This is a genomic window from Achromobacter sp. PD1 (assembly GCF_048541815.1).
Classification (GTDB): Bacteria; Pseudomonadota; Gammaproteobacteria; order Burkholderiales; family Burkholderiaceae_B; genus Achromobacter; species Achromobacter bronchisepticus_A.
Genome location: NZ_CP183349.1, coordinates 5,747,611 through 5,768,733 on the forward strand (window position 1 = coordinate 5,747,611; position 21,123 = coordinate 5,768,733).

Annotated in this window: 19 protein-coding genes; 2 read left to right on the plus strand and 17 right to left on the minus strand. The window is 64.9% G+C overall.

Annotation, left to right across the window (positions count from 1 at the left end; genetic code table 11):
* Window positions 1–199: 199 nt before the first annotated feature.
* The 14 genes from ACM1PE_RS27035 to ACM1PE_RS27100 all read right to left on the minus strand — a co-directional run bounded on the left by ACM1PE_RS27035 (window position 200) and on the right by ACM1PE_RS27100 (window position 15,289).
* Window positions 200–2,287: a primosomal protein N' gene (locus ACM1PE_RS27035; RefSeq protein ID WP_059377280.1), complete on the minus strand. Its 2,088-nt coding sequence runs from the start codon at window positions 2,285–2,287 to the stop codon at window positions 200–202.
* A gap of 304 nt (window positions 2,288–2,591) precedes the next feature.
* Window positions 2,592–3,665, minus strand: coding sequence for a uroporphyrinogen decarboxylase (hemE, locus tag ACM1PE_RS27040; protein WP_419341536.1), 1,074 nt, complete (start codon window positions 3,663–3,665; stop codon window positions 2,592–2,594).
* Window positions 3,666–3,839: 174 nt separating this feature from the next.
* Window positions 3,840–4,652: a helix-turn-helix domain-containing protein gene (locus tag ACM1PE_RS27045; RefSeq protein ID WP_059377277.1), complete on the minus strand. Its 813-nt coding sequence runs from the start codon at window positions 4,650–4,652 to the stop codon at window positions 3,840–3,842.
* A gap of 256 nt (window positions 4,653–4,908) precedes the next feature.
* Entirely contained in the window at window positions 4,909–5,334 is a 426-nt protein-coding gene (locus ACM1PE_RS27050; RefSeq protein ID WP_013391134.1) for a F0F1 ATP synthase subunit epsilon, read from the minus strand.
* A gap of 9 nt (window positions 5,335–5,343) precedes the next feature.
* On the minus strand, window positions 5,344–6,744 hold the full coding sequence (atpD, locus tag ACM1PE_RS27055) for a F0F1 ATP synthase subunit beta (RefSeq protein ID WP_059377274.1): 1,401 nt from the start codon (window positions 6,742–6,744) through the stop codon (window positions 5,344–5,346).
* 43 nt (window positions 6,745–6,787) lie between these two features.
* On the minus strand, window positions 6,788–7,693 hold the full coding sequence (gene atpG / locus ACM1PE_RS27060) for a F0F1 ATP synthase subunit gamma (protein ID WP_054455186.1): 906 nt from the start codon (window positions 7,691–7,693) through the stop codon (window positions 6,788–6,790).
* Between the two features lie 98 nt (window positions 7,694–7,791).
* Window positions 7,792–9,333, minus strand: coding sequence for a F0F1 ATP synthase subunit alpha (gene atpA / locus ACM1PE_RS27065; protein ID WP_054455187.1), 1,542 nt, complete (start codon window positions 9,331–9,333; stop codon window positions 7,792–7,794).
* A 28-nt stretch (window positions 9,334–9,361) separates the two neighbouring features.
* On the minus strand, window positions 9,362–9,901 hold the full coding sequence (locus tag ACM1PE_RS27070) for a F0F1 ATP synthase subunit delta (protein ID WP_059377271.1): 540 nt from the start codon (window positions 9,899–9,901) through the stop codon (window positions 9,362–9,364).
* 12 nt (window positions 9,902–9,913) lie between these two features.
* Window positions 9,914–10,384 (minus strand): F0F1 ATP synthase subunit B, encoded by a 471-nt coding sequence (locus ACM1PE_RS27075; RefSeq protein ID WP_013391129.1) that lies wholly within the window; start codon window positions 10,382–10,384, stop codon window positions 9,914–9,916.
* A 144-nt stretch (window positions 10,385–10,528) separates the two neighbouring features.
* Complete coding sequence (gene atpE, locus ACM1PE_RS27080; RefSeq protein ID WP_003815363.1) at window positions 10,529–10,771, minus strand: F0F1 ATP synthase subunit C; 243 nt, start codon at window positions 10,769–10,771, stop codon at window positions 10,529–10,531.
* A gap of 118 nt (window positions 10,772–10,889) precedes the next feature.
* Window positions 10,890–11,771 (minus strand): F0F1 ATP synthase subunit A, encoded by an 882-nt coding sequence (gene atpB / locus ACM1PE_RS27085; RefSeq protein ID WP_054455191.1) that lies wholly within the window; start codon window positions 11,769–11,771, stop codon window positions 10,890–10,892.
* Window positions 11,772–11,853: 82 nt separating this feature from the next.
* On the minus strand, window positions 11,854–12,270 hold the full coding sequence (locus ACM1PE_RS27090; protein ID WP_347881390.1) for an ATP synthase subunit I: 417 nt from the start codon (window positions 12,268–12,270) through the stop codon (window positions 11,854–11,856).
* Between the two features lie 435 nt (window positions 12,271–12,705).
* The gene (locus ACM1PE_RS27095) at window positions 12,706–14,256 is read right to left on the minus strand and encodes a DUF1254 domain-containing protein (RefSeq protein WP_251878652.1); all 1,551 of its coding nucleotides are present in this window, start codon (window positions 14,254–14,256) and stop codon (window positions 12,706–12,708) included.
* Between the two features lie 256 nt (window positions 14,257–14,512).
* Window positions 14,513–15,289, minus strand: a complete 777-nt coding sequence (locus tag ACM1PE_RS27100) for an enoyl-CoA hydratase (RefSeq protein ID WP_054455195.1) — start codon at window positions 15,287–15,289, stop codon at window positions 14,513–14,515.
* Window positions 15,290–15,320: 31 nt separating this feature from the next.
* Here ACM1PE_RS27100 and ACM1PE_RS27105 point away from each other — a divergent pair, with 31 nt between their 5' ends.
* Window positions 15,321–17,099 carry a M61 family metallopeptidase gene (locus tag ACM1PE_RS27105; protein ID WP_419341562.1) on the plus strand — a complete coding sequence of 593 codons (1,779 nt, stop codon included), beginning with the start codon at window positions 15,321–15,323 and terminating at the stop codon, window positions 17,097–17,099.
* 273 nt (window positions 17,100–17,372) lie between these two features.
* On the opposite strand, the gene ACM1PE_RS27110 is transcribed toward ACM1PE_RS27105, so the two are convergent.
* On the minus strand, window positions 17,373–18,254 hold the full coding sequence (locus ACM1PE_RS27110; protein WP_059377260.1) for a LysR substrate-binding domain-containing protein: 882 nt from the start codon (window positions 18,252–18,254) through the stop codon (window positions 17,373–17,375).
* A gap of 238 nt (window positions 18,255–18,492) precedes the next feature.
* Here ACM1PE_RS27110 and ACM1PE_RS27115 point away from each other — a divergent pair, with 238 nt between their 5' ends.
* Window positions 18,493–19,254 carry an Asp/Glu racemase gene (locus ACM1PE_RS27115; RefSeq protein ID WP_286012378.1) on the plus strand — a complete coding sequence of 254 codons (762 nt, stop codon included), beginning with the start codon at window positions 18,493–18,495 and terminating at the stop codon, window positions 19,252–19,254.
* A gap of 16 nt (window positions 19,255–19,270) precedes the next feature.
* Here the strand turns inward: ACM1PE_RS27115 and ACM1PE_RS27120 are convergent, their stop codons facing one another.
* Complete coding sequence (locus ACM1PE_RS27120; protein WP_054455204.1) at window positions 19,271–19,900, minus strand: ANTAR domain-containing response regulator; 630 nt, start codon at window positions 19,898–19,900, stop codon at window positions 19,271–19,273.
* On the minus strand, window positions 19,900–21,054 hold the full coding sequence (locus ACM1PE_RS27125) for a transporter substrate-binding domain-containing protein (protein WP_059377640.1): 1,155 nt from the start codon (window positions 21,052–21,054) through the stop codon (window positions 19,900–19,902). The genes ACM1PE_RS27120 and ACM1PE_RS27125 overlap by 1 nt, the downstream gene beginning before the upstream one ends.
* Window positions 21,055–21,123 lie beyond the last annotated feature (69 nt).

Here is a 21,123-nt window from a genome sequence, read left to right on the forward strand (position 1 = left end):
GTGATCATGCATCGCGGCGGCCGCATTGAAGCTGCGGCCAGCAAGCACGGAGCTTGCGGCCGCCCGTCAGCGGGCCGGTAACACGCGAGAAAAAGGGGACGGGCGCAGCCGCCGCAGCGGGCCTGCCGCGCCGGCGCGATAGAGGAGAAAGATCATAGAACAATCGGATCGACGGCGCATTGGCCCCGGCCGCGGCCGATCAGATTTCCAGCGGATCGACTTCCAGTTGCCAGCGCACGCGCGCTTCGTTGGCCAGGTACGGCAGGTGATGCGACCAGGACGTCAGGAAGGCCTGCAAGGCCGGCCTGCTGCTGCTTTCGGCCAGCAGCTGCGCACGCTCGATATTGGCCACGCGTACCACGCGCAGCGGCACCGGGTCGTACAGCATGATGGCGTCCAGGCCCGGGAAGTCGGCCGCCCACTCGCCTTCTGGCAAGGCCCGCGCCCGCTCCAGGAACTCCAGCGCCACCTTCAGCTCGCGCGCCTCGGCGGTCAGCAGGGCTTGGTAAACGAAAGGCGGCAGGCCGGTGCTTTCCCGTTCGTGCAGGGCATGGCGGGCAAAGCCCGCGTAATCGTGCCGCAGCAACGCCTGGTAGACCGGCTGCTCAGGGTAGTTGGTCTGTATCAGCACCTCGCCGTTGCCTTGATGGCGGCCGGCGCGGCCCGCCACCTGCATCAGCTGCGCGAACAAACGCTCCGGCGCGCGGAAGTCGTGCGCGAACAGCATGGAATCCGCGTTCAGCACGCCCACCAGTCCCAGGCGCGCGAAGTCGTGGCCCTTGGCCACCATCTGCGTGCCGACCAGGATGTCCACCTCGCCGGCATGCACCGAGGCGAACAACGCTTCGGCGCTGCCCTTCTTGCGCGTGCTGTCGGCGTCGATGCGCAGGATGCGCGCCTCGGGAAACAACTCCGCCAGATGCTCCTCGACCCGCTGCGTGCCGCGTCCCATCGGCGCCAGGTCCTGGTCGCCGCATTCGGGGCAGGCGCGCGGCACGGGGGCCTGATAGCCGCAGTGATGGCATTGCAGGCGATGGCCGCGGCCATCGGTGCGGTGCAGGACGGTGAACGCGGTGCAGCGCGGGCAATTGCTGACCCAGGCGCAAGACTGGCAATGCAGCACCGGCGAATAGCCGCGGCGGTTCAGGAAGATGAGCGACTGTTCCTTGCGTTCCAGGCGCTGCCCGATGGCGTCCAGCAACTGCGGCGACATGCCCTGCTTCAGTTGCAGGCGCCGCGTGTCGATCAGGCGCATGGACGGCAGGCTGCTGGCGCGCGCGCGGCCCGGCAGGGTCAGTCGCAGGTAGCGACCGCGCTCGGCATGCTGCCAGGTCTCCAGGGACGGCGTGGCCGACCCCAGCACCACCGGGATATTCAGGTCATGGGCGCGCCACACCGCCAGGTCGCGCGCCGAATAGCGCAAGCCGTCCTGCTGCTTGTAGGACGCGTCGTGTTCTTCGTCCACCACGATCAGGCCCAACTGGCTCAAGGGCGCGAACACCGACATGCGCGTGCCCAGCAACATGCGGGCCTCGCCGCGCTGGGCGCGGGTCCAGGCCTGCAGGCGTTCGCCATCGGACAGGCCGCTATGCATGACCGCCAGGCCGTCCGGTCCGACCAGCGCCTCCAGGCGCGCGCGCAGCGCGCCTTCGAGCTGCGGCGTCAGGTTGATTTCGGGCACCATCAGCAACACCTGGCGTCCCGCCGCCAACACCCTTTCGGCCGCGCGCAGGTACACCTCGGTCTTGCCGCTGCCCGTCACGCCGTGCAACAGCACGGGCTTGAACCCGTCCAGCGCGCCGATGGCGTCCACCGCCTCGCGCTGGGCGTCGTTGAGTTCCGGCGGCTGATCCGCCTGGGCCGGCGCGCGCACCACCTTGCGCTTGCGCCCGTCCAGGCGCGCCACGGGTCCGCCGGCCGAGCGCTTGCCCTGGTAGGCCGTGGGCTTGCGCAGCGGCGGCGGCAGCGTGGGCAGCATCACCTCGCCCAGCGGCCGCTGATAGTAGTCGGCGGCAAAGCGGGCCAGACGCAGCCAGTCCTCGTCGAAAGGCGGCAGGTCATCCAGCACCTCTTCGATCGGCCGGATCTGCTTGGGGTCGAAAGACGGCTCCGCCGGGTTGTCCACCACCACGCCAATCAGCTTGCGGCGGCCGAACGGCACGATGACCCGCAGGCCCACCGTCACCGGCGCGTCGCTGCGGTAATCGAAGGGGCCGGGCAAGGGCACGTCCAGCGCCACCCGCACCCAGCAGACCGCTGGGGTCGTATTCGGCAGCGCTTCAGACATGGGAGCTAGGACGGAGCATGTAGACGGATGATCCCGGATGATGCCGGCGCGCCCCATTTTCCGCCTGTGGATAACTTTGGGGAAAAGGCTGGAGCAACATCGAAAATTGGAATTTGACAAGATTGCGCAAACTTGCGAAATCTTGTTGAAAACCCTAATTTAATCATTAAAAACAATGACTTATTAGAGCTTCCGAGATTGTAAACTAGCATCTAAAGGGTTTTCCCCGAGAGCAATCTTGCTGTGCACAAGTGTCCCCGGGGACCCTCCTGCTCCGGCCCTGTAGACCGAAGCGTTCACTCACTTACCCCCGCAGCGAACGGCTGTGCTGATGGACTTCATCAACCAATTCGGCTACGGCTTCTGGCGGAGTAAAACGGGAAATACCGTGTCCCAGGTTGAACACATGGCCGCCCTTGCCCACCGGTCCAAACGCGTCCAGCACGCGCCGCGCCTCGGCACGGATGGCGGGTCCGCCGCCGAACAAGGCCATGGGGTCGAGGTTGCCCTGGAACGCGACCGAGTCCCCGGTGCGGCGCCGCGCGGCGGCCAGATCCACCGTCCAGTCCAGGCCCACGGCATCGGCGCCGCAAGCGGCGATCTGTTCCAGCCACTGGCCGCCGCCCTTGGTGAAGACGATGGCCGGCACGCGGCGGCCTTCGTGTTCACGGGTCAGCCCGGCCACGACCTTGCGGGTGTAGGCCAGCGAGAACTGCTGGAACAGGCCATCCGCCAGCACGCCGCCCCAGCTGTCGAACAGCATCACGGCTTGGGCGCCGGCGGCGATCTGCGCGTTCAAGTACTGCAACGTGGCTTCGGCGTTGATTTCGAGGATGCGGTGCAGCAAGTCGGGACGCGCGTACAGCAGCGTCTTGATCAGGCGGTAGTCGTCGCTGCCCTGGCCTTCCACCATGTAGCAGGCGATGGTCCAGGGGCTGCCGGCAAAGCCGATCAGCGGCACCTTGCCGTCCAGGTCGCGCCGGATCGTGCGCACGGCATCGAACACGTAGCGCAGCTTGTCCATGTCCGGCACTGCCAGGCGCGCCACGTCTTCTTCGGTACGCACCGGACGGGCGAAGCGCGGGCCCTCGCCTTCGGCGAAGTCCAGGCCCAGGCCCATGGCGTGCGGCACCGTCAGGATGTCCGAGAACAGGATGGCTGCGTCCAGGTCGAAACGCTCCAGCGGCTGCAACGTGACTTCCGAAGCGTAGTCCGGGTTCTGAGCAAGGCCCATGAAGGAACCCGCGCGGGCCCGCGTCTGGCGGTACTCAGGCAGGTAGCGGCCGGCCTGGCGCATCAGCCAGATCGGGGTGTAGGGCACGGGCTCGCGCAGCAGCGAGCGCAAGAACACATCGTTCTTCAGTACGGAAGCGGACACGACTATCCTCGATGATCGGAAGCCGTGATTTTACTTCCCCTGGCTGACAAGTCGCAGCCAGGCTCTGCGCCGCACTTGCCGCCGCGCAAGCGGGGCGCTTTCCGGGGCAAGACGGCGCGCGTGACGTCCCGCTGGCTGGCCCCGCGCCGACCAGTTGGCCACCGCCCCGTCGTTTCAGGCTCCCCGCTCCTGCGCGGCCTGCCGGTACGGCGCCGCCTCGATGCCGTGCTTGCGCATCAGGGCCCAGAACGCCCGCCGATGCTTGCAGCACGCCCGCGCCGCCTGCGCCACGTTGCCGCCATGGCGCGACAGCGCATGCCGGATATAGTCGCGCTCGAAGCCGTCCACCACTCGCGCCTTCGCGATCCGGAAGGATTCGTGCGAAGGCCGCGGGTGCTGCTTGCGCATGCCCGACAAGGCTTGCTCGACCTGATCCGCCGGCACCCGCGAGCGCAGGACAGCGTGCCTCGACACCCCGTCCGTACCCAACTGGGGCTGCGCCTCGCGATAGGCCGTCGCGGGCTCGCGGATATCCGTCCGCGCCAAGCCTCGCCCTTGCGCCGCGCCGGCCAGGCGGCCGAGCCGCACCCGCATGCTCTCCAGGCAGGCCGGCTGCATGATGAAATCCGACGCGCCCAGGCTCAGCAGGTCTTCGATGGCGGGCGCCTTCACATCGGAGATCAGCAACAGCACCGGCGTGCTCAAGGCGCTGCCCGCTTGTTGCAGGGCCATCCGCGTCCAGGAGAGCGATGGCGGCGCCACCGGCAGGATGCAGCAGTCGTAGCGCCTGAGCGCCACCGCCAGCCGCGCCAACGCCTGCACGTCCGCTTCCTGGCCTTCGGCCTGCGCATGGGCATCGCTCTGCGCGCCGGATGCGGCATCGCGTGCCGCCACGCCGGGGGCCGCATAGCGCACCGGACTCAGCGACACCAGATGCAGCCGCACACGCGTCTGCCTGGCCGGGTGCAGCGCGACCAGGTCGCGCATCGGCCCATCGTGGCCGGGCGCCAGCAGTACCCCGCAATCCAGGACTTCTCGCACGCTTCCCCCTACGCTTGACTAGGAAGACTGAAGGCTACTGTTGCAACCGCCTTGCAGCTATTCGTAGTGATCGCATTGCGGCTCGCACAAAGGGCGACGCGGCGGACGTTCTCGTGGACATGAAAAACACGAGCATGAAAAAAGCGGCCCGGAGGCCGCTTCTTTCGATTCCGGAGCGAACCCCGGGGCACAGCTTCGCCGCTTAGTGCGAACGGCCGCCTTGGCGCAGCTTGCGCGCCGCGATGGCTTGCGCAGCCAGCATGGCGAGTTCCGCTTCGACCACGGCGATGTCCGCCTTGTCCTTGGCGTTGGCCAGGGCCTGTTCGGCCTTCTGGCGCGCTTCCAGGGCGCGGGCTTCGTCCAGGTCGGCGGCACGGATAGCCGTGTCGGCCAGAACCGTCACGCTGCCCGGCTGCACTTCCAGAATGCCCCCGGCGACGAAGATGTTTTCCTCGCCTTGGTCGGCACGAACGATCTTGACCGTCCCGGGGCGTATGCGCGAAATCAGCGGGGTGTGGCCGGGCAGAATGCCCAGTTCACCCGCTTCGCCAGGCAGCACCACGAACTTCGCCTCACCGGAGAAGATCGCTTCCTCTGCGCTGACGACATCCACATGCAGGGTAGCCATATCGGTTCCTTATTGCAGTTTCTTGGCCTTCTCGAAGGCCTCGTCGATCGAGCCGACCATGTAGAAGGCCTGTTCCGGCAGCGCATCGCACTCGCCGTTCACGATCATCTTGAAACCACGGATGGTTTCGGCCAGCGGAACGTACTTGCCGGGCGAACCGGTGAACACTTCTGCAACGTGGAACGGCTGCGACAGGAAGCGCTGGATCTTACGGGCGCGGGCCACGGCCTGCTTGTCTTCCGGCGACAGTTCGTCCATGCCCAGAATCGCGATGATGTCGCGCAGTTCCTTGTAGCGCTGCAGCGTTTGCTGCACGCCACGGGCAACGGCGTAGTGCTCTTCGCCGACGACTTGCGGGTCGAGCTGGCGGCTGGACGAATCCAGCGGGTCCACGGCCGGGTAGATACCCAGGGCGGCGATGTCACGCGACAGCACGACGGTGGAGTCCAAATGCTGGAAGGTCGTGGCAGGCGACGGGTCGGTCAAGTCGTCCGCAGGGACGTACACGGCCTGGATCGAGGTGATCGAGCCGGTCTTGGTCGACGTGATGCGCTCTTGCAGCTTGCCCATTTCTTCAGCCAGCGTGGGCTGGTAGCCCACCGCCGACGGCATACGGCCCAGCAGTGCCGACACTTCGGTACCGGCCAGGGTGTAGCGGTAGATGTTGTCCACGAAGAACAGGATGTCGCGGCCTTCGTCGCGGAACTTCTCGGCCATGGTCAGGCCGGTCAGCGCCACGCGCAGACGGTTGCCCGGGGGTTCGTTCATCTGACCGAACACCATCGCAACCTTGTCCAGAACGTTCGACTCTTCCATTTCATGGTAGAAGTCGTTGCCTTCGCGGGTACGCTCGCCCACGCCGGCGAACACCGACAAGCCGCTGTGCTGCTTGGCGATGTTGTTGATCAGTTCCATCATGTTGACGGTCTTGCCCACGCCGGCGCCGCCGAACAGGCCGACCTTGCCGCCCTTGGCGAACGGGCAAACCAGGTCAATAACCTTGATGCCGGTTTCCAGCAGTTCCACCGACGGCGACAGTTCGTCGAAACGGGGAGCCGCTTGGTGAATACCGCGCTTTTCGTCGTGCTGGATCGGGCCGGCTTCGTCGATGGGACGACCCAGCACGTCCATGATTCGGCCCAGCGTGCCGGTGCCGACGGGCACCGAGATCGGGGCGCCCGTGCCGGTGACCTTCATGCCGCGGCGCAGGCCGTCGCTGGAGCCCAGCGCAATGGTACGCACCACGCCGTCGCCCAGCTGTTGCTGCACTTCCAGCGTCAGACCCTTTTCGGCGAACGAGGAACCCTCGTCGGCCAGGGTGAGCGCTTCGTAAATCTTGGGCATGTGATCGCGGGGGAACTGAATATCCACCACGGCGCCGATGCACTGAACGATGGTTCCGTTGCTCATGTCGATTCCTTGCTTGATAGCTTGTGACGGGATGCTGCCTGCCTCAAACGGCGGCAGCGCCCCCTACGATTTCCGAAATTTCTTTGGTGATCGCGGCCTGACGGGTCTTGTTGTAGACCAGTTGCAGATCGCCGATGACCTTCTTGGCGTTGTCCGACGCCGCCTTCATGGCGACCATCCGGGCCGACTGCTCCGAAGCCATGTTCTCGGCCACGGCTTGGTACAGCAGGCCTTCAACGTAACGCTGCAGCAGGTCGTCGATCACGCTACGGGCGTCGGGTTCGTAGATGTAATCCCAGCTGTAGTCCGACTTCACTTCCGAGGTCTTGGCCAGGCTATCAGCGCCCGTCTGGTACGGATCATCCAAACCGCTGGCCAGAGGCAGCAGGCGCAAGAACAGCGGCTCCTGCTTCATCGTGTTGACGAAGCGGGTCGAAGCCACGTACAGCGCGTCGATGCGGCCTTCCAGGTAGGCGTCCAGCTGCACCTTGATCGCGCCCAGCAGGCGGTCGAGTTGCGGCTTGTCGCCCAGTTGCACTTCCTGGGAAACCAGTTTGGCGCCGATGCGCGTCAGCACGCCCACGCCCTTGTTGCCGAAAGCGGTCGCTTGCACGGCGATGCCGTTCTTCTCGAACTCTTTCAGCTTGCCCAACGTCACGCGGGTGATGTTGGTGTTCAAGCCGCCGCACAGGCCCTTGTCGGTCGTGACCATGATCACGCCGACCGCCTTGACTTCGCGTTCGACCAGGTACGGGTGGCTGTACTCGGGGTTGGCCTGCATCAGGTGCGCAGCAATCTCGCGCACCTTGGTGGCGTACGGACGGCCAGCACGCATCCGCTCCTGCGCCTTGCGCATCTTGGATGCGGCGACCATTTCCATCGCCTTGGTGATCTTGCGCGTGTTTTGCACGCTCTTGATCTTGGTTCGGATTTCCTTAATTCCGGGCATTGCGCTTTCCTGTGAAGACTGGCCGATGGGTTCCGCTGGCGCCTCATCCATCCGGGAAGGATGGGTGAGGCGTCGCGGACGCCTAACCCATCACTTTCTTAAAAAGCACCGTGCTTCTTGAATTCCTGGATGGCGGCGGCCAATTCGGCTTCGTCATCCTTGGACAGTTCCTTGGTGTCTTCGATGCGCTGGATCAGGGCCGCATGCTTGGCCTTCAGTTGATCCTTCAGCGACTTCTCGAACGACAGCACTTGGGCCACGTCCACTTCATCCAGGTAGCCGTTGTTGACCGTGTACAGCGTGACGGCCAGTTCCCACACTTGCAGCGGCTGGTATTGCGGCTGCTTGAGCAGTTCCACCACGCGCTTGCCGCGTTCCAGCTGGCGACGGGTCGCGTCGTCCAGGTCGGAAGCGAACTGCGCGAAGGCGGCCAGTTCACGGTACTGCGCCAGGTCGGTACGGATACCGCCGGACAGCTTCTTGACGACCTTGGTCTGAGCAGCGCCACCCACACGCGACACCGAGATACCGGCGTTGATTGCGGGGCGGACACCGGCGTTGAACAGGTCGGTTTCCAGGAAGATCTGGCCGTCGGTGATCGAGATCACGTTGGTCGGAACGAAGGCCGACACGTCGCCTGCCTGGGTTTCGATGATCGGCAGCGCGGTCAGCGAGCCGGTCTTGCCCTTGACGGCGCCGTTGGTGAACTTCTCGACGTACTCTTCGTTCACGCGGGCAGCGCGTTCCAGCAGGCGCGAGTGCAGGTAGAACACGTCGCCCGGGTAGGCTTCGCGGCCCGGCGGACGACGCAGCAGCAGCGACACTTGGCGATAGGCCCAGGCTTGCTTGGTCAGGTCGTCATAAACGATCAGGGCGTCTTCGCCGCGGTCGCGGAAGTATTCGCCCATCGTGCAGCCGGCGTAGGCGGCCAGGTACTGCATGGCGGCCGAGTCGGAGGCCGAAGCGGCCACGACGATGGTGTATTCCATCGCGCCGTGCTCTTCCAGCTTGCGCACCACGTTGTTGATCGTGGAAGCCTTCTGGCCGATAGCGACGTACACGCAGGTGACGCCCTTGCCCTTCTGGCTGATGATCGTGTCGACAGCGACGGCGGTCTTGCCGGTCTGGCGGTCGCCAATGATCAGTTCGCGCTGGCCGCGGCCGATCGGCACCATCGAGTCGATAGCCTTGATGCCGGTTTGCAGCGGCTGCGACACCGAGCGGCGGGCGATAACGCCAGGCGCCACTTTTTCGATGATGTCGGTGGCCTTGGCGTTGACCGGGCCCTTGCCGTCGATCGGCTCGCCCAGCGTGTTGACCACGCGGCCTTTCAGTTCGGGACCGACCGGAACTTCCAGAATGCGGCCGGTCGTCTTGACCTGGTCGCCTTCGGAAACGCCGGTGTAGTCGCCGAGAATAACGGCGCCGACGGAATCACGCTCGAGGTTGAGCGCCAGACCGAAAACGTTGTTGGGGAATTCGAGCATTTCGCCCTGCATCACGTCGGACAAGCCGTGGATGCGGGTAATACCGTCGGTCACGGACACGACGGTGCCCTGAGTACGGACATCAGCCGAAGCGCCCAGGCCCTCGATGCGGCTCTTGAGCAGTTCGCTGATCTCGGAGGGATTGAGTTGCATATTGACTCCTGGAATCCTGTTAGTTGCCTTAAGCGGCGAGCTGATCGCGCATGCGGGCCAATTGGGCTTGTACGGAAGTATCGAGCACCTGGTCACCGACGGCCACGCGCACGCCGCCGATCAGCGACGGATCAACGGTGACGCTGGGCTTGAGCTTGAGGCCGAATTTTTGTTCGAGCGCGCTGACCAGCTCTTTGACCTGGGCATCGCTCATTTCGAACGCGCTGGTAATTTCCGCCTGCGCCGTGCCGTCGTGACGATTCCGCAGCACCGCGAATTGCGCGGCGATGTCGGGCAGCAGCAGCAGCCGGTCGTTTTCGACCAGCAGCTCGATGAAATTGCGGGCGGCTTGAGGCAGTTCGGCCTTTACCAGGCCGGAGAACAGCTCGACGCGCTGCTTGTCGCCCAGACGCGGGTCGGCCATGGCCTCGCGCACGTCGGGGTTGGAGGCGACCTGAGCCAGTTCGCTGACCAGATCGGACCAGGCCGGCAAGCCGGCCTTGTCGTCGCGCGCCGCGCTGAAGAGCGCTTCAGCGTAGGGCCGGGCAACAGTGGAAAGTTCAGCCATGACGGTCCCGGATTAAAGCTGCGCGCGGAGCTGGTTGAGCAGCTCGGCGTGTGCGCGGGCGTCAACCTCGCGCTTGAGGATCTGTTCAGCACCCTTGACGGCCAGCGCAGCGACGTCGTCGCGCAGCAGGTCGCGGGCGCGCTGGACTTCCTGCGCGGCATCCTGGGCAGCCTGCGCCACGATGCGGGCGCGTTCGGCTTCCGCTTCACGGCGGGCCTGCTCGATCAGGGAGGCGGCTTGCTTCTCGGCCTCGATGATGCGGGCGTGGTTTTCGGACTTGGCAGAAGCCTCGATCAGACTGACGCGCGCCTGGGCTTGAGCCAAATCGGCTTTGCCCTTCTCGGCGGCGGCCAGGCCGTCGGCGATTTTCTGGCGGCGCTCGTCCATCGCCTTCGTCAGGGGAGGCCACACGAATTTCATCGTGAACCAGCCAAGAACGAAGAACACGAGCATCTGGAAAATGATCGTCGCGTTCAGATTCACGGTCGTTCCTTTAACACCTTGCGGCTCCGACCGCACCCGGAAAGGGGCGTCACGGAGCACTCGATACTTTGCTGGGCGGCGACGGAGCTTGCACCCGCACCGCCGCCAGCGTCATGACCCGCCTTTTCGCCGGCGGGCGGTGCCTTAGCCGACGAACGGGTTGGCGAAGGCGAACAGCATGGCGATACCCACGCCGATCAGGAATGCCGCGTCGATCAGGCCAGCCAGCAGGAACATCTTCGTTTGCAGAGCGTTCATCAGTTCAGGCTGACGAGCCGAGGCTTCCAGATACTTGCCGCCCATCAGTGCGATGCCGATGCAAGCGCCGATAGCGCCCAGACCGATGATAAGACCGCAAGCGAGGGCAACGAAAGCGACGTTGGTCATGACAACTCCTTGGTTAGAAATCTGAAGTCAAAAATTGAAAAATAAGGGGTACTGCTCAATGCAAGATAATCTTGCCATCCCGTGCTGGCCGGAGGGCCAGCACGGGAAATTCGGGGGATCAGTGGCCTTCGTGAGCCTGGCCGAGGTACACCAGCGTCAGCATCATGAAGATGAAGGCCTGCAGCAGAACGATCAGGATGTGGAAGATCGCCCAGATGGAGCCGGCCAGGATGTGGCCGATGCCCAAGCCGATGCTGGCGCCGTTGAAGCCGGTCCAGGCGCCGCCCAGCAGGGCGATCAGCATGAAAATCAGTTCGCCGGCGAACATGTTGCCGAACAACCGCATGCCCAGCGACACGGACTTGGCGGCGTATTCGATCAGGTTCAGCAGCAGGTTGAACGGGGCCAGCACGATGGCGCCGATGCCATGCGCGTGGAACGGCGCGGTGAACAGTTCTTTGACGAAGCCGCCCGGGTGCTTGATCTTGATGCCGTAGTAGAACATCAGCAGCAGCACGCCCAGCGACATGCCCATCGGCACGTTCAGGTCGGCGGTCGGCAGAATGCGGTGGTAGTAGAGCGGATCGCCGTGCTCGGCGCCCAGGCCGGTCAGGCGCCAGATGGAGGGCAGCAGGTCGACGGGCAGCAAGTCCAGCGCGTTCATCAGGATGATCCAGAGGAACACGGTCAGTGCCAGCGGGGCGATGAAAAGACGGCTCTTGGCGTTGTGGACGATGCCCTTGGCCTGATCGTCGACCATGTCGACGATCATTTCCACGAAGGCCTGGAAACGGCCCGGCACGCCACTGGTGGCGCGGCGCGCAGCGCGCCACAGGAAGAAAATGACGATCAGACCCATCAGGCCGGACCAGAACAACGAGTCGTAATTGATGATGTCGAACTGAGCGATAGCGCTCTGTTTCTCACCGGTATTGTTCAGATGCACCAGGTGGTGCTGAATATACGCGGACTGAGGCGACACGTCGCTGGCAGCAGCCATTTGAATCCTACCCTATTTGCTGTGCCCGGCCCTTGCGAACCGGACGATTCCACGATTTCGTTTGCCGCAAACCTGCTCGGCGCTATGACAACTTGCGGAACATCAAGAGCAGGAGATAGCCCTTCAATGTGAGTATCAGACCGAGCAACGCGGCAGGCCATACGAGGCTATCCTGCGCCACACGCGAAAGCAGCCACAACAGCAGCGCCGTTGCGAACAACTTGATCAACTCACCAGAGAGAAAGGTAAAGGGACTGGACTTACCGGCCCGTACGCTGACAGCCAGGCGCAATGCGAACAACGCATTGGGAATGAAATACGCTCCCGCCCCCGCCAGCGCCGACCAACCTGCCGCCGCCCCTCCGACAACCCCCGCAATTACTGCTGCTGCGAGCCCCATGGCACCTTGCGCTGCCAATGCCAACAGGAGCCCGCGACTGGCTTGAGCATTCAGCGCCGCGCGATCCGCGTCACTGAGAACCAGAACTTTATCCGCCATGTCGTGGTCAAACATTGCTTGCTGCTGACCCAGACCGTCAACCGGACCCTGCCGCACTTCATGCTGCATGGAGTTCTGTTGCATCAAACTTCCTCGCTTTGCTTCTTTGCCCCTATCAGAACCGGCGCGTCTCGCTGCCCGTAGCTGCCTCCCATAGCCGGCGCCAAGTCGTTGATTTCAAAAGGCTCATCAACGCCGTGCCCGCTACTTGTCAGCCGCTACGTGTTCTTATCCCGCAAGCGTCAAACCCGCAGAGTATAGCGTGATTCTTTTTACCCTAGCAAATGAACTTTCGGCCGTTTGTAAGGCGCAAACAACGCCTGGATCGGCCGAAATTAGGGACGCGAATCACCCCTCGCAGCATGCTGAGCAAACCCTGCTCAATGAAGCGCGGCCTCCGTCACGGAGGCCGCGCTTTATACCATCAAAACAGGATCAATCCTCCTTGACCGGCGGCGGCGCCCACAGTCCGTCCAGCGCCGTATCCTGCGGCGCGTACAAACGCATGCTGAGCAGGAACGGCGCATCGGCGGCCGGCGTGGCGATCCAGTTCGAGCGCTTGCGCTCGCCGGGGTCGCGGCGCTGGATGTAGATGTCCAGCGAACCGTCGGCGTTGTACTTCAGGCCGTCGGTGCTGCGCAGCACATAGCGGTTGGCCGGATTGTCGGCGAAACCGTGCTTGTCGTCGTAGACGTGCAGCGACCAGTAGGCGTTGACCGGCGGCAGCTGGCCCTTGTCGAAGTGCAGCACGTAGTCTTCATTGGAATTCAGCGCGCGGCCTTTGGAGTCGGACACCGTGACCGGGTACAGCACGTCTTCCGGGGTCGGCGCGCCCAGGCCCGCATAGGCGATGGCGGCGCGGCGCGTGTAGTCGGTGCCATAGGTGCCGATGCCGGACAGCACGGTGCTCCAGCCGTTCATGGGCGTACCCAGGCGCGATACGCCGTCGGCGATGCGCCGGCCCGCCAGCGGCTGGGCCTGCGCCAGCGCCTGCTGCACGGCGGGACTCAGGCGACCATACGAGAACGGCTGACGGCTGTCCAAACCGATGCGGCGCATGCGATCCAGAATGGGCGTGTCGTTGGCGTGCGGCGGGTTATTGCGCATTACGTCGAAGAACAGCGTGAAGAACGAGGCCGCGTCCATGCCGGCGGCCTGTTCGGCCGGCGTGCCGTCGGGCACGGTCACGGGCATGGGCGGCGGCAGGTCGCTGCCGATCGGCGCCGACCCCACGCCGGCCCCGGTCTGCGGATAGGCGCTGCGGGAACCGCGGTTGGCTGCGGGCCTGGCGGTGACGGGCGCGGCCATCGGGCTGGCGGTCATGCCGGCCTGGATCTGATTGACGGCGGCATAGTCCTGCGGACCGCCCGCCTGGGTCCAGCCGATCAGCCAGCCGGTAGCCGTAGGGCTGTGGATCACGTCCATGCCGGGGGGCACGCTGCCCTGCCAGCCAGGGCCGACGATGGCGAAGGACTGGGCGCCGCTACCGTTGGTGCGCGTGCCGCGCGAGGCGAATACGTCGCTCCACATGTCCAGCGCCGACAACACCATATAGCGGTCGCCGGTCGCGGGCAGGTTCACGATCAGCGGGGCGCGCGACACGTCGAACCACAGGCTCGAATAGAGCGCATCGGCGCTGGGCCAGGGCACGTCGCCCGCGCGCGGATCGGGGAAGGCGGCCTTGTGGCCGAACTGGTTCACCGGCGCCTTGCCGTCCAGCGGCGTCTGCACGGCCGTGGCCTTGCGCCGGGCCAATTCCATCAGCACCATCGGATAGGCATAGACATAGGCGTCGATGGCGATGTCGCGCAGCTCTTGCTCGCTCATCTGCGCCGCGGGCGCGGAGGCGGCCGGATACGGCGTCTCGGACACCAGGCGCAACGAGGGGCGCGGCGATTGCGCCTGGGCGGCGGTAACGAAGCAGGCGCTGAGCGCGCCGGCAAGGACCGCGGCGGACCAGCGGCGGGTAGCGATGGATGTACGCATGCAAGGCTCCTTATTGATTTTTTCTGCAAGCGAGCCGCCGCGCCGGACTTGCCAGTTCGGGCAAGCCTCTCTGGCGCGGCACCTCGCGGTGACGCTTTTTCAGGATAGGGCCGAACTCTGCAACAAGGTGCTGCCGAACCGTTTCAAGGCGCAACGCCCCTCATGCGCTTGAAGGCATGCAAAAAAAACGCGCCCTGGGAGGGCGCGCGGGGCGGATCCTGGCGTACCCGGGCTGGCCGCCCGGGCGTAACAAGGATTAACGGTGTTTGAAATCCGGTTTGCGCTTTTCGGTGAACGCGGCCATGCCTTCCTTCTGGTCTTCCGTGGCGAACAGCGAATGGAACACGCGGCGCTCGAACAGCAGGCCTTCGTTGAGCGAGCCTTCGAAGGCGCGGTTGACGCACTCCTTGGCCATCATGACCGACGGCAAGGACATGGAGGCGATGACGGTGGCCGCGTCCATGGCTTCTTCCATGAGCTTGTCGGCCGGCACCACGCGCGACACCAGGCCGGCGCGTTCCGCTTCTTCAGCGCCCATCATGCGGGCGGTCAGCGCCAGGTCCATGGCCTTGGCCTTGCCCACCGCGCGCGGCAGGCGCTGGGTGCCGCCGGCGCCCGGGATCACGCCCAGCTTGATTTCGGGCTGGCCGAACTTGGCGGTGTCGGCGGCGATGATGATGTCGCACATCATGGCCAGTTCGCAGCCGCCGCCCAGGGCGTAACCGGCCACGGCGGCGATCACGGGTTTGCGGATGCGCTTGAGCGTTTCCCAGTTGCGCGTGATGTATTCGCTGCCATACACGTCCATGTATGACCAGTCTTTCATGGCGCCGATGTCGGCGCCGGCGGCGAAGGCCTTTTCGCTGCCGGTGATGACCACGGCGCCGATATCGGCGTCCGCTTCGAACGCCAGCAGGGCCGCGCCGAGCTCATCCATCAGTTGATCGTTCAAGGCGTTCAGGGCCTTGGGGCGGTTCAGCGTCAGCAGGCCGACGCGGCCCCGGGTTTCGACCAGCACAAACGACTCGCTCATTGATGTCTCCGAATAAGTATGAAAGTAAGATATGGCCATGGAAAAAGACTACGCTTTGCCGCTACTTTACCGCCTCGCGCCCCATGATCCGGCCGGACACCGCTACCGGATAACCCTAAGCATCGCAGCGCCCTCCCCCGACGGCCAGCGCCTGTCGCTGCCGGCCTGGATTCCGGGCAGCTATCTGATCCGCGATTTCTCGCGCCAGATCGAATCGCTGACGGCCCATTCGGGCACGCGGCGCGTGCCTGTCGAAAAGATCGACAACCATACCTGGCAGGCTGCGCCCTGCGATGGTCCGCTGCGGGTGGAGTACGAGGTCTATGCCTGGGATCTGTCGGTGCGCGGCGCGCACCTGGACGAGACCCACGGCTTTTTCAACGGCACCAGCGTGTTCCTGCGGGTGCATGGCCAGGACCACCTGCCCTGCCTGGTGGACCTGGCGCCGCCGCGCTCGATTCCGGGCTGGAAGGTCTACACCAGCCTGCCGGAAGCGCGCGGCCACAAGGGCGCCGCGCGCCGCCATGGTTTCGGGCTGTATTTGGCGCCGGACTATGACGCGCTGATCGATCATCCGGTGGAAATGGGCACGCCGCAGGTATCGAGCTTCACGGCGCATGGCGCCGAACATGAACTGGTGTTCACCGGGGTTACGCCCAACCTGGACCTGGCACGGATCACGGAAGACGTGCGCAAGATCTGCGAAACGCAGATTGCGTTCTTCGAGCCGCGCACCAAGCGCGCGCCTTTCCTGGACAGCTCGGACCGCTACGTGTTCATGACCATGGTCACGGGCGACGGCTATGGCGGGCTGGAGCATCGCGCCAGCACGGCGCTGATGACGGCGCGCAAGGATCTGCCGGTGATGGGCCAGCAGGGCCAGGGCGAAGGCTATCGCGGCTTTCTGGGTCTGGTGAGCCATGAGTATTTCCATACCTGGAACGTCAAGCGGATCAAGCCGGACGCCTTTGTTCCCTACGATCTCTCGCAACCCGACCTGACGCGCCTGCTGTGGGTGTTCGAGGGCTTCACGTCCTATTACGACGATCTGCTGCTGTTGCGTTCGGGCGCGATCACGCAACCTGACTATCTGCGGCTGCTGGCCAAGACCATCACCAGCGTGGCGCGTACGCCAGGGCGGTTGAAGCAGTCGGTGGCGGAGAGTTCGTTCGATGCCTGGACGCGTTATTACAAGCAGGATGAAAATTCGCCGAATGCGCTGGTCAGCTATTACACCAAGGGTGCGTTGGTGGCGCTGGGACTGGATCTGCTGATCCGCCGGGAAACGGACGGTGCGCACTCGCTGGACGATGTGATGCGTCTGCTGTGGAGCCGCTATGGGCGTGATTTCTATCAGGGCAAGCCGCAAGGGTTGCCGGAGGATGGGCTGCCGGCGCTGATCCTCGAAGCCACGGGCGTGGATACACGGCGCTTCATCGCGCGCCATGCCTATGGGACGGCGGATGTGCCATTGGCGGAGCTGCTGGAGCCGCAGGGCATCAAGCTGCAATGGAAGACGGCGGCCAACATTCCTTCGCTGGATGTGCGTACGCGCAAGCAGGGGGAATCGCTGGTGCTGGCGACGGTGCTGGAGGGCGGCGCGGGGCATAAGGGCGGGTTGTCGGCGGGGGATGTGCTGGTGGCGGTGGACGGCTTGCGGGTGGATGCGCCGGCGGGGCTGGAACTGCTATTGGCGCAGTACCGGGCGGGGGATCGCGTGACCGTGCATGTATTCCGGCGGGATGAGTTGAGAGCGTTCCGGGTGCGGTTGGGTGCGCCGGAGGCTTTGGATTGCGTGTTGACGGGCTGAGTTGTTTTGCTTTGCTTGGTTTTCTTGGGGCCGTCTTTTTGTGAGACGGTCCCTTGTTTTTGGGGCCGGTCTTTGTGTTCTTAAGACGCCTGGCACGGCGGCCCGGCCGGTGGATGGGTGGTGTGTCTTGCGGGGTCCGCCCCAGGGCGGCCGCGCGGGCGGCCTTCTGGGGCTTGTGCGGTGTCTTGCGATCGGTGATGGCGCTGCGCGCTGGTTGATGCTGCTTCTGAATTTGGCGGGTCTCTCGGCGCGTCGAATGAACGCTTGCGGTTGTCACTCTTCCTTCATTTGCGCCGCCGTCTGCAAGAACGTATCCAGCGCGCGTCTCCTGCCTTGCCGGCGGGTGACGGCATAGACCATGGCGCGGGCGATGTCGGCGGGTAACGTGCAAACGGCAATGCGGTCGGTGGCGTGACGGCAGGCGGAACGCGGCACCAAGGCCACGCCCAGGCCGGCGGCGACCAGTGCCAATTGGGCGGGGACTTCGGCGACGGTTTGGGCGGCTGACAGCGGCAGGCCGGCGCGGGCGCAGGTTTCGGCCAGGGTGCGGGCGAAGGCGGAGGTGTCCTGGCGCAGCATGACGAAGGCTTCGCCGGCGAGGTCGCCGAGTGCCAGCCGCTTGCGGGCGGACAGCGGGTGGCCCTTAGGGAGCACGGCCACGACGGGATCGGGCCATAGGGGCATGGACTGCAGTTCCTCGTCGTCGACGGCGGTGCGCGAGATGCTGACGTCGATGCGGTGTCCGCGCAGCGCGTCCAGCTGCGCGGCGGGGTTCATTTCGTTGAGCAGGACCGAGACCTGGGGATGGGAGGCCTTGTAGCGGGCGATCAGCGCCGGCACGGGGCCCATGAAGTGCGAGCCGGACAGGCCGACCTCGATGCGGCCCGCCAGGCCCTGGTCCACGGCGCGAGCGCGGACGGTGGCGTCCTTCAGGCTGGCGAGGAGCGCGCGCACGTCGTTGAGGAAGGCTTCGCCGGCCTCGGTCAGGGTCACGCGGCGGTTGTTGCGGTCGAACAGCTTGACCTCGAGTTCGCGCTCCAGCTGGGCGATCTGCAGGCTGAGCGGCGGTTGCGAGATGTGCAGGCGCGCCGCGGCCCGGGTGAAGTTCAGCTCTTCGGCCAGCACGGCGAAATAACGGAGTTGGCGGATTTCCATGGCGGCCAGTTATTTGGGAAAGATATCAAACCAGATAAAAACTATATTGGAAAATATCGTTCCCGGCGACCAGAATAAGTCCTGCCGATAGAGCACACGACAAACATCCGGGGACCTGCCATGAGACCAGCGCTCGCCGCCGCAGGCACCGCCACCGGCTGACATCCGCATTCCGCATTGCCGAGTTCCCGCGCGCCGCAGCGGGCCGGCCCTCTTACGCCTTTCGAGGAGCATCGCCATGACCACATCCCCCCGCGCCCTGCGCATCGGCCAGATCGTCCCCAGTTCCAACACCACCATGGAAACGGAGATCCCGGCCATGCTGCGCCTGCGCGAGACCATCGCGCCGGAGCGCTTCACCTTCCATTCCAGCCGCATGCGCATGAAGCAGGTGACGGCGGCGGAACTGGCGTCGATGGACCGGGAGTCGGACCGTTGCGCGCAGGAGCTGTCCGATGCGCGCGTGGACGTGCTGGGCTATGCCTGCCTGGTGGCGATCATGAGCCAGGGGCTGGGCTATCACCGCGTCTCGCAGGAACGCCTGCACCAGGCCACGGTGGACAACGGCGCGCCGGCGCCGGTGATTTCCAGCGCGGGCGCGCTGGTGGAAGGCCTGCACGCCATCGGCGCGCGCAAGGTCGCGATCCTGACGCCCTACATGAAGCCGCTGACCAAGCTGGTGGTGGACTACATCGAGAACGAAGGCATCGAGGTGCAGGACAGCCTGTCGCTGGAGATTCCCGACAACCTGAAGGTTGGCGCGCAGGATCCGATGGCGCCGGCCAGCCATGTGGATCGCCTGAACACGCGCGGCGTGGACGCGGTGGTGCTGTCCGCCTGCGTGCAGATGCCGTCCCTGGCATCGATCCAGCCGGTGCAGGACCGCTTGGGTCTGCCGGTGGTGACAGCGGCCGCAGCCACCGTCTACCGCATGCTGAAGGTGCTGGACCTGGAAGCGCGCGTGCCCAATGCGGGCGAACTGCTGACGGGCAAGTACTGAGGCTGCGCGGCGCGTCCTACTTGCCCAGCGACAGGATTTCGTTGGCGTTGACGATGGCGCCGGCGATCTCTTCGGTGGTGACGCGCTTGTTCATGGCCTGCTCGCGGATCAGGTCGTAGGCCTGGTCCTCGGTGACGTTGCGCGTGCGCATGAGGATGCTCTTGGCTTCCGCGATGCGGCGCACGCCCAGCAGTTTTCCCTCCAGCTTGCGCAGGCGCCGGGCATGCGACTTGATGTCGTCGTAGACCTGGCGCGCCACCACCAATGACGACAACAGGCCGAACGAGCGCACGGGCGAAGGCAGCACCGCTTTCGCGCCGATGCGCAACACCGCCTCGACGATGGTTGGATTCTCGTAGGTGACGATGGCGATGACCATGGGCGCGTCTTCACTCTTGGCCCACTCGAAACCCAGGTCGATCACGTCCGGACGCACGGCCAGGAACACCGCGTCCAGCCCTTCGGGCAAGGTGGGCGCCGGAGGCCAGAAGGTCTGCACCTGGCAGCCGATCCGTTGCAGCTGCTGCGTCAATTGGCGGCCATCGGCATCGTCGGGGTGATAGACGGCGATCCGCAGCGTGCGCAGGTCCTTGAGCAGGGATGGCGTCGCGCGCTCCGCGCGCTGGCGGCTGGCGGTATCGCCCATCAGATATCCAGCGAACTCAGGGTGGCCGTCCAGTCGCCCAGCGAATGGGTGACCAGGTACGGATCGGGATGCACGGACCGCGTGGCCTCGCGCACGATGGTGAATTGGCCCTTGGCGTTGACCCTGCCGACACGCGGATACAGGCAGGTGTGGTGGTTGGTGGGGTCGATGCGCACGCGGCCCTGCGGCGCCTGGAATTCGCTTTGCAGCACGCGCGGAAGGATCTGCGCGATCTCGTCGGTGCCGGTGTCGCGAAAGGCGTTGGCGAAGATGTGCATCTGGAAGTACGCCGCTTCCCAGCAGAGGTTGGGCACGCAGTCATGGCCGAAGCGCCGCCGCAATCGTTCCAGGCAGCGCCGGTTGATATCGGAATCGATGGATTGGAAATACGGCGCCGAAGTGAAGTGGCCGGCCGCCACCTCGGGCTCCATCTGCGAGATCTCCGCTTCGGAGGTTGTCAGGCTGGCGATGGGCATGGTCTTCGGATCGAAGCCCGCATCCGCATAGGCGCGGTACAGGCAGGCCGTGGAATTGCCCACCACGGTGGAGAAGATGAAGTCCGGCCGCTTGTTGCGGATGTCGTCCAGGATCTCCCGGTAGTCGCGCTCCGTCGCGGTCAAGGGCACGTAGCGTTCGCCCAGCTTGGCGCTGTCCTGCCGCTGCAGCACCAGTTCGCCCATGATGCGGTTGGACTCGTAGGGATAGATGTAGTCCGAACCGATCAGGTAGACTCGCGCGCCGAAGTTTGCGGTCATGAATTCCGCCAGCTGCACGCTGTTCTGGTTGGGCGCGGCGCCGGTGTAGATGATGTTGTTCGAAAACTCGAACCCCTCGTATAGCGTCGGATAGAACAGCAGGCGGTTCCATTTCTCGACCACCGGCAGCACCGCCTTGCGGCTGCTGGACATGTAGCAGCCGAATATGACGTTGACGCGGTCTTGCGTGATGAGTCTTTCGGCCAGCACGCTGTAGGTGGCGGGGTCGGACCTCGGGTCGTAGCGCACCGGCACGATCTCGCGGCCATCCACCCCGCCCGCCTCGTTGATCTCGTCGATGGCCAGCAAGGTGCCATGCAGCTGGGACCGGCCTATGGTCGATGTGGCACCTGTTTCGGAAAACAACACGCCTACGCGGATAGGATCTTTGTTTGCCATGATCGGGAGGCCCGCTGGCGCGGACATCCATCCTTTGTCGAGTTCATCAGTTTCAGCACAGCCGCAGCC

Coding starts and splice junctions, on each gene's coding strand:
- ACM1PE_RS27035 (WP_059377280.1), bottom strand. CDS start 2,287: ATGTCTGAAGCGCTGCCGAATACGACCCCAGCGGTCTGCTGGGTGCGG.
- ACM1PE_RS27045 (WP_059377277.1), bottom strand. CDS start 4,652: ATGCGCGACCTGGTCGCGCTGCACCCGGCCAGGCAGACGCGTGTGCGG.
- ACM1PE_RS27050 (WP_013391134.1), bottom strand. CDS start 5,334: ATGGCTACCCTGCATGTGGATGTCGTCAGCGCAGAGGAAGCGATCTTC.
- atpD (WP_059377274.1), bottom strand. CDS start 6,744: ATGAGCAACGGAACCATCGTTCAGTGCATCGGCGCCGTGGTGGATATT.
- atpG (WP_054455186.1), bottom strand. CDS start 7,693: ATGCCCGGAATTAAGGAAATCCGAACCAAGATCAAGAGCGTGCAAAAC.
- atpA (WP_054455187.1), bottom strand. CDS start 9,333: ATGCAACTCAATCCCTCCGAGATCAGCGAACTGCTCAAGAGCCGCATC.
- ACM1PE_RS27070 (WP_059377271.1), bottom strand. CDS start 9,901: ATGGCTGAACTTTCCACTGTTGCCCGGCCCTACGCTGAAGCGCTCTTC.
- atpE (WP_003815363.1), bottom strand. CDS start 10,771: ATGACCAACGTCGCTTTCGTTGCCCTCGCTTGCGGTCTTATCATCGGT.
- atpB (WP_054455191.1), bottom strand. CDS start 11,771: ATGGCTGCTGCCAGCGACGTGTCGCCTCAGTCCGCGTATATTCAGCAC.
- ACM1PE_RS27090 (WP_347881390.1), bottom strand. CDS start 12,270: ATGGCGGATAAAGTTCTGGTTCTCAGTGACGCGGATCGCGCGGCGCTG.
- ACM1PE_RS27095 (WP_251878652.1), bottom strand. CDS start 14,256: ATGCGTACATCCATCGCTACCCGCCGCTGGTCCGCCGCGGTCCTTGCC.
- ACM1PE_RS27100 (WP_054455195.1), bottom strand. CDS start 15,289: ATGAGCGAGTCGTTTGTGCTGGTCGAAACCCGGGGCCGCGTCGGCCTG.
- ACM1PE_RS27105 (WP_419341562.1), top strand. CDS start 15,321: ATGGCCATGGAAAAAGACTACGCTTTGCCGCTACTTTACCGCCTCGCG.
- ACM1PE_RS27110 (WP_059377260.1), bottom strand. CDS start 18,254: ATGGAAATCCGCCAACTCCGTTATTTCGCCGTGCTGGCCGAAGAGCTG.
- ACM1PE_RS27115 (WP_286012378.1), top strand. CDS start 18,493: ATGACCACATCCCCCCGCGCCCTGCGCATCGGCCAGATCGTCCCCAGT.
- ACM1PE_RS27120 (WP_054455204.1), bottom strand. CDS start 19,900: ATGGGCGATACCGCCAGCCGCCAGCGCGCGGAGCGCGCGACGCCATCC.
- ACM1PE_RS27125 (WP_059377640.1), bottom strand. CDS start 21,054: ATGGCAAACAAAGATCCTATCCGCGTAGGCGTGTTGTTTTCCGAAACA.